We start from the raw sequence: 6,382 nt of genomic DNA, 5'->3' as shown, positions 1-6,382 counted from the left end.
CGAATACTCCACCACCGCGTTCCTCAAGGCCCTCAAGCAGGTCGACGGCTGGCAGGACATGCCCCTGACCGTCGCCGCCCAGACCGTCCAGGTCTCCGCCTACCCCGACCACTACGCCCAATGGGAGCAGCAGGCCGCCGACCTGGTGGCCGAACACTGGAACAGCTGACAGGACAACGCGAAAGGCCGGCACCCCGAAACCGGGGTGCCGGCCTTTTCACGTGCCAGGAGGCAGCGTCAGGTCGCGCTGATCGTGCCGGTGGCCAGCAGGCAGATCACCAGGCTGCCCAGCGCCACCCGGTACAGCACGAAGACGTACAGCGTGTGGTGGGCGACGTAGCGCAGCAGCCAGGCGATGGCCGCGTAGCCGACGGCGAACGCGATGAGCGTCGCGATCACCATCTGCGCCACGCTCGGCGCGGCGGTGCCGGGCGCGGACGGCTCGAAGACGTCCGGGAGGCTGAACACGCCGGAGATCACCACGGCCGGGATGGCCAGCAGGAACGAGTAACGGGCCGCGGTCTCCCGGGTGAGGTTGAGCAGCAGGCCCGCGGTCAGGGTGCCGCCCGAGCGGGAGACGCCGGGCACGAGCGCCGCGGCCTGGGCGAAGCCCATCACCACGCCGTCGCGCAGCCGGAAGTTCTCCAGCGTCCGGGTCTGCCGGCCCCAGTACTCGGCGAACGCCAGCAGCATCGCGCCGATGATCAGCGTGCAGGAGATCAGCCAGAGGTTCCGGCCGGCGGTACGGATCTGGTCCTTGAAGATCAGCCCGAAGATGCCGATCGGGATGGTGCCGACGATGACGTACCAGCCCATCCGGTAGTCGAGGCTGGACCGCACCGAGCGGTCGACCAGGCCGACGAACCAGGTGCGGACGATCCGCCAGATGTCCTTGGCGAAGTAGATCAGGACGGCGGCCTCGGTGCCGAGCTGGGTCACCGCGGTGAACGACGCGCCCGCGTCCCGGCCGAAGAACAGGGCCGAGGTGATCCGCAGGTGCCCGGACGAGGACACCGGAAGGAACTCGGTCAGTCCCTGGACCAGGCCCAGGACGACGGCCTCGATCCAGGTCACTCGCCGACTCCGGACAGCTCGAGCGCCTCGGCGACGGTACGCAGGGTCTGCACCCCGCTCTCCCGGTCGGCCACGAACAGCGACACCGACAGCGTGGTCACGCCCGCGGCGGCGTACTCCCGCATCCGCTCGGCGATGCGCTCCTTCGGGCCGAGCAGGGAGGTGCGGTCGATGAACTCCATCGGTACGGCGGCGGCCGCGTCGCGCTGCCGCTTGGCCAGGTAGAGGTCCTGCACCTCGCGGGCCGCGTCGCCGTAGCCCATCCGGGTGGCGAGCTGGTTGTAGAAGTTCTGCTTGCGGCTGCCCATGCCGCCGACGTACAGCGCGGCGTACCAGCGCACCAGCTCGGCGCAGGTGGCGACGTCGTCGCCGACCACGACCGGCACGGACGGCACCACGTCGAAGCCGGCCAGCTCCTTGCCCGCCGCCGCACGGCCGGCCCGGACCGAGGCGAGGTGCTCCTCGGCGAACTCCGGGGAGTAGAAGACGGCCAGCCAGCCGTCGGCGATCTCGCCGGCCAGCTCCAGGTTCTTCGGGCCGACGGCGGCCAGGTAGATCGGGATGTGCTCGCGCGGCGGGTGGAAGCCCAGCCGCAGCGCCTTGCCGGGGCCGTCGGGCAGCGGCAGCGTGTAGTGCTCGCCGTCGTACGCGACCTCCTTGCGGGCCACGGCCAGCTTGACGATGTCGACGTACTCCCGGGTGCGGGCCAGCGGCTTGGCGAACCGGACGCCGTGCCAGCCCTCGGAGACCTGCGGGCCGGACACGCCCAGGCCGAGCCGGAACCGGCCGCCGGAGAGCGTGTCGATGGTCGCGGCGGTCATCGCGGTCATGGCCGGCGTACGGGCCGGGATCTGCATGACCGCGGAGCCCACGTCGATGCGCTCCGTCTGCCCGGCGATCCAGGCCAGCATGCTCGGCGAGTCCGAGCCGTACGCCTCCGCGGCCCACACGACCGAGTAGCCGAGCCGGTCCGCCTCCTGGGCCAACGCCAGGTGGTCGAACGGCGTGCTCCACGCCGTCTGGTATCCGAGGTTGAGCCCGAGTCGCACTGATCCTCCCACCGTCCGCACCACAGGTCGCATCAGGTTACGCAATGAGCGTGGCACCCTCGACGTCCGGCTCGCCCCGAACATGTCACACCGGGGAGGTCGCGCGGGAAGTTGACTGCGGCGAGGATATCCGTGACGCCGGGTTCGAAATAAGGTTCACCCATGCAACAGCGACCGCTCGGCCGAAGCGGGCTGGCGGTATCGCGGCTCGCGCTCGGCACCATGACCTGGGGACGGGACACCGACGCCGACGACGCGGCCGCCCAGCTGAAGAGTTACCTCGACGCGGGCGGCAACCTCGTCGACACCGCCGACGTGTACGCCGACGGTGACGCCGAGTCGGTGATCGGCTCGCTGCTGGGCAGCCTGGTGGACCGGGACGAGCTGCTGATCGCCACCAAGGCGGGCCTGCGGCCGGGCAGCCGCCGCCGGGACGGCTCGCGCGGGCACCTGCTGCGGACGCTGGACGCCTCGCTGCGCCGGCTGGGCACCGACCACGTCGACCTGTGGCAGGTGCACGGGTACGACCCGGACACTCCGCTGGAGGAGACGCTCTCGGCCCTGGACCACGCGGTGTCCAGCGGGAAGGCCCGATACGTGGGTGTGTCGAACTTCTCCGGCTGGCAGACCGCGCGGGCCGCCGCGTGGCAGGCCGCCTGGCCGGGGCGCGCCCCGGTGGTCGCCGCGCAGGTGGAGTACTCGCTGCTGGAGCGCGGCGTGGAGCGGGAGGTGCTGCCCGCCTGCGCCGGGATGGGGCTGGGCGTGCTGCCCTGGTCGCCGCTGGGCCGGGGTGTGCTCACCGGCAAGTACCGCAACGGCCGCCCGGCCGACTCGCGGGCGGTGTCGCCGCACTTCGAGCGTTTCGTCGCGACGTACCTGGAGCCGCGCTGCTCCAGCATCGTGGAGGCGGTCGCCATCGCGGCCGGCGGGCTGGGCGTGTCGCCGCTGGAGGTGGCGCTGGCCTGGGTCCGGGACCGGCCGGGCGTGACCGCGCCGATCCTCGGCGCCCGCACCGTCGGGCAGTTGCTCGGCGCGTTGCAGGTGGAGCGGATGACGCTGCCGGAGGAGATCGTCACGGCGCTGGACGACGTGTCGGCCGTACCGGTGGGCTACCCGGAGCGGGACGGCTGAGCCGCGCCGGGGCGATCCGGGTCACCCGCAGGGGGTGGCGGAGGGCCCGCGACCTGGGCAGCATAGGGGCATGGACTACGAATACGCGCCGCTGCGGTTGCCCTCGAACGTCGATCGGCTGACCGCCGCGGCGCAGCTGGCGATCCAGGCCGAGTTCTCCGGCTGGGAGCTGGCCCGGGTGCGGCTCTACCGGGACGGCACGCGGCAGGTGGTGCTGCGGCGCCGCCTGGTCAACCAGTCACAGCCGGGTCTGTCGTACTGACGCCGGGCCCGTCCCCGGGGCCGCGCGGCGCGGCGCCGCCCCGGGGACGCGCACGGCCTAGTGCGCGTGGTCGTGCTCCTCGTCGAGTTCCATGAACGGGTGCTCGTCGAGCCGGCCGACCAGCCGGTCGTCGGCGGCCGGCTGGAACGGGCCGACCGGGTCGTCGTCGTCGAACGACTCCAGGTCGACGGGGGTGCCGACCTCGCTGACCATCACCACACCGTCCAGCGGCTCCAGCTCCGGCACGTCGAGCGCGGACAGCGATCCGTCGCCGCTCTGCAGCAGCTCCAGCACCGCCTCGCCGACGCCCTCCACCGGCGCCGGCTCGTCCTCCTCCGGGGTGCCCTCCCGGCGTGCCGCCTCGGCCGCGCGCAGCAGCGCGGCGACGCTGGGCACCCGGTAGTCGCGCCGCTGCCGCACCGAGATGACCCGCGGGTGCGGGTCGGTGGGCTCGCCGCCCTCGACGGCACCGAAGCGCTCGTCGGCCTCGTCCGGGTCGATCGACTCCACGTCCCAGGGCGTCACCTCGCCGAACGCGTCGAGCAGCTGCTCGTCGTAGGCGAACGAGGCGTTGTTCAACGCGACGTACGCCTGCCAGACGGCGTCGTCGTCGATCCGGCCCTGGGCGGCCCGGACCGCGGCCAGGTGGGCGCGGGCCGCGTCGATCACCCGCTCGAGGGCGGCGTCCAGCTCACCGTGCTGGTCGGTCATGTGTGGCAGTCCCTTCGCGATGGGGGGAGGTTCCGCGCCGGCGGCGCCGCGGCGGGCGCGGTCAGCAGGTACGGAGGAAGCGGTCCAGAACCCGCACGCCGAACTGTAGTCCGTCCAGCGGAACCCGCTCGTCGATGCCGTGGAACAGGCCGGAGAAATTGAGGTCGGCGGGCAGCCGCAGCGGCGCGAAGCCGAAGCAGCGGATGCCGAGCTGGGAGAACGCCTTGGCGTCGGTGCCGCCGGAGAGCATGTACGGCACCGGGTGGGCGCCCGGGTCCTCGGCGCGCAGCGCCTCCGACATCCGCGCCACCAGGTCACCGTCGAACGTGGTCTCCAGGGCCGGCTGGCGCTGGACGTACTCGATGGCGATGTCCGGCCCGACCAGCTCGCGCAGCTGCCGCTCCAGTTCCTCGCTCTGCCCGGGCAGGCTGCGGCAGTCGATGGTGGCGGTGGCCCGGCCGGGGATGACGTTGTCCTTGTAGCCGGCGGCCAGCCGGGTCGGGTTGGCGGTGTTGCGGACGGTCGCGCCGATGATGTTGGCGATCGGGCCGAGCTTGGCGATCGCGGTCTCCGGGTCGTCCGGGTCGATCTCGATGCCGAGCACGTCGGACACCTCGGCCAGGAACGCCCGTACGGTGTCGGTCATCACCACCGGGAAGCGGTGCCGGCCGATCCGGGCGACCGCCTCGGCGAGCGCGGTGACCGCGTTGTCGTCGTGCACCATCGAGCCGTGGCCGGGCCGGCCCTTGGCGTGCAGGCGCAGCCAGTCGATGCCCTTCTCGGCGGTCTCGATCAGGTAGAGGCGGCGCTGCTCGTCGACCGAGTAGGAGAAGCCGCCGACCTCGCCGATCGCCTCGGTGCAGCCGTCGAACAGGTCGCGGTGGCGCTGGGTGAGGAAGTGCGCGCCGTAGTCGCTGCCGGCTTCCTCGTCGGCGGTGAAGGCGAGCACGACGTCGCGCCGGGGGCGTACGCCGGTGCGCTGCCAGTCGCGGACGACGGCGAGCACCATCGCGTCGAAGTCCTTCATGTCGATCGCGCCGCGGCCCCACAGGTAGCCGTCGCGGATCTCGCCGGAGAACGGGTGCACGGACCACTCGTCCGGGTCGGCGGGCACCACGTCGAGGTGGCCGTGCACGAGCAGCGCGTCGCGGCCGGGCTCGGTGCCGGGGATCCGGGCCACCAGGTTGGCCCGGCCGGGCGCCGATTCGTGGATCTCGGCGTCGACGCCGACCTCGGCGAGTTTCTCCGCCACGTACTCGGCGGCGCGCCGCTCCCCTGCGCTGGTGTCGTTGTCGCCGGTGTTGGTGGTGTCGATGCGCAGCAGGTCGCGGCAGAGGTCGACGACCTCGTCGGTGGCGTCGGGTCGGGCGGGGGCGGCGTCGCTCGTCATCGCTTCCTTATACCAGCAGGTGAGGTGGTCGCGGGCCGCCGGTGCTCCGGCGGCGGTTTCGCCGATCGCCGGGCCGGGTACCGCCGGACCGCCCGGACATCGACTCCGGCCGTCACGAGGAGGGCACCATGACCGTCCCCCTGCCGCCGCTGCCGCCCGCCGCCGACGACGCGTACCGGCCGGGTGGGCGCAGCGTCGCCGACCTCGTGGACTCCGAGCACCGGGCACTGCTGGGGCTGGCCGGCCGGGTCACCGATCCGGCGCTGGACGCGGCCGGCCGGCGCGAGGTGCTCGACGTCCTGACCGCCGCGGTGTCCCGGCACCTGTCCGCCGAGGAGCAGTACCTGTTCCCGGCGGCCCGTGCCGCGATGCCCGACGCCGCCGAGCTGGTCGAGCGGGAGATCGAGGCCGACGCCGGGCTGCTGACCGCGCTCAAGGAGCTGTCCGGCGCGGACGACCCGGCGGTCGCCGACGTGGCCGAGCGGGTCCGCCGGCACGTCAGCCGCGTCGCCGCGCTGGTCACGCCGCTGCGCGAGGTGGCCAGCGACGCCGAGCTGATCCGGCTGGGCAACCGGTGGGAGATCGCGGAGGAGGCGGCGCCGACCCGTCCGCACCCGGGCACGCCGGCCACCCCGCCCTGGAACAAGATCGTCGAACCGGCGGTCGGGGTGCTGGACAAGGTGCGCGACGCGGTCACCGGACGACGTACCCGGCTGAGCGACCTGGAGCATCGCCGCGAGGGGTGAGCCGATCGCCCCTTCCGTG

The 6,382-nt window shown here is 73.0% G+C and carries 7 protein-coding genes; 3 read left to right on the top strand and 4 right to left on the bottom strand.

The window, feature by feature from the left end:
- Positions 1-237: 237 nt before the first annotated feature.
- Both V6U82_RS27460 and V6U82_RS27455 read right to left on the bottom strand, forming a co-directional pair.
- Positions 238-1,074 (bottom strand): undecaprenyl-diphosphate phosphatase, encoded by an 837-nt coding sequence (locus tag V6U82_RS27460; protein WP_128137758.1) that lies wholly within the window; start codon positions 1,072-1,074, stop codon positions 238-240.
- Positions 1,071-2,123, bottom strand: coding sequence for an LLM class F420-dependent oxidoreductase (locus V6U82_RS27455; RefSeq protein WP_334466142.1), 1,053 nt, complete (start codon positions 2,121-2,123; stop codon positions 1,071-1,073). The genes V6U82_RS27460 and V6U82_RS27455 overlap by 4 nt, the downstream gene beginning before the upstream one ends.
- A 162-nt stretch (positions 2,124-2,285) precedes the next feature.
- Between V6U82_RS27455 and V6U82_RS27450 the strand changes: the two genes are divergently transcribed.
- Together V6U82_RS27450 and V6U82_RS27445 are read left to right on the top strand one after the other, a co-directional pair.
- Positions 2,286-3,254, top strand: coding sequence for an aldo/keto reductase (locus V6U82_RS27450; RefSeq protein WP_013286071.1), 969 nt, complete (start codon positions 2,286-2,288; stop codon positions 3,252-3,254).
- 70 nt (positions 3,255-3,324) lie between these two features.
- Positions 3,325-3,516, top strand: coding sequence for a DUF5703 family protein (locus tag V6U82_RS27445; RefSeq protein ID WP_030274256.1), 192 nt, complete (start codon positions 3,325-3,327; stop codon positions 3,514-3,516).
- Positions 3,517-3,573: 57 nt separating this feature from the next.
- Here V6U82_RS27445 and V6U82_RS27440 read toward each other — a convergent pair whose 3' ends face one another.
- Both V6U82_RS27440 and V6U82_RS27435 read right to left on the bottom strand, forming a co-directional pair.
- A complete protein-coding gene (locus tag V6U82_RS27440) occupies positions 3,574-4,227 on the bottom strand; it encodes a hypothetical protein (protein ID WP_013286069.1) in 654 nt (217 codons plus the stop codon).
- Positions 4,228-4,288: 61 nt separating this feature from the next.
- Positions 4,289-5,617 (bottom strand): M20/M25/M40 family metallo-hydrolase, encoded by a 1,329-nt coding sequence (locus tag V6U82_RS27435; protein WP_128137760.1) that lies wholly within the window; start codon positions 5,615-5,617, stop codon positions 4,289-4,291.
- Between the two features lie 128 nt (positions 5,618-5,745).
- On the opposite strand from V6U82_RS27435, the gene V6U82_RS27430 reads away from it, so the two are divergent.
- Entirely contained in the window at positions 5,746-6,363 is a 618-nt protein-coding gene (locus tag V6U82_RS27430; protein WP_334466132.1) for a hemerythrin domain-containing protein, read from the top strand.
- Positions 6,364-6,382 lie beyond the last annotated feature (19 nt).

The organism is Micromonospora sp. CPCC 205554, from assembly GCF_036902745.1.
Lineage (GTDB): Bacteria > Actinomycetota > Actinomycetes > Mycobacteriales > Micromonosporaceae > Micromonospora > Micromonospora tulbaghiae.
The sequence above is the reverse complement of the archived record's forward strand: the minus strand, read 5'-3'. Positions and strand labels throughout refer to the sequence as shown.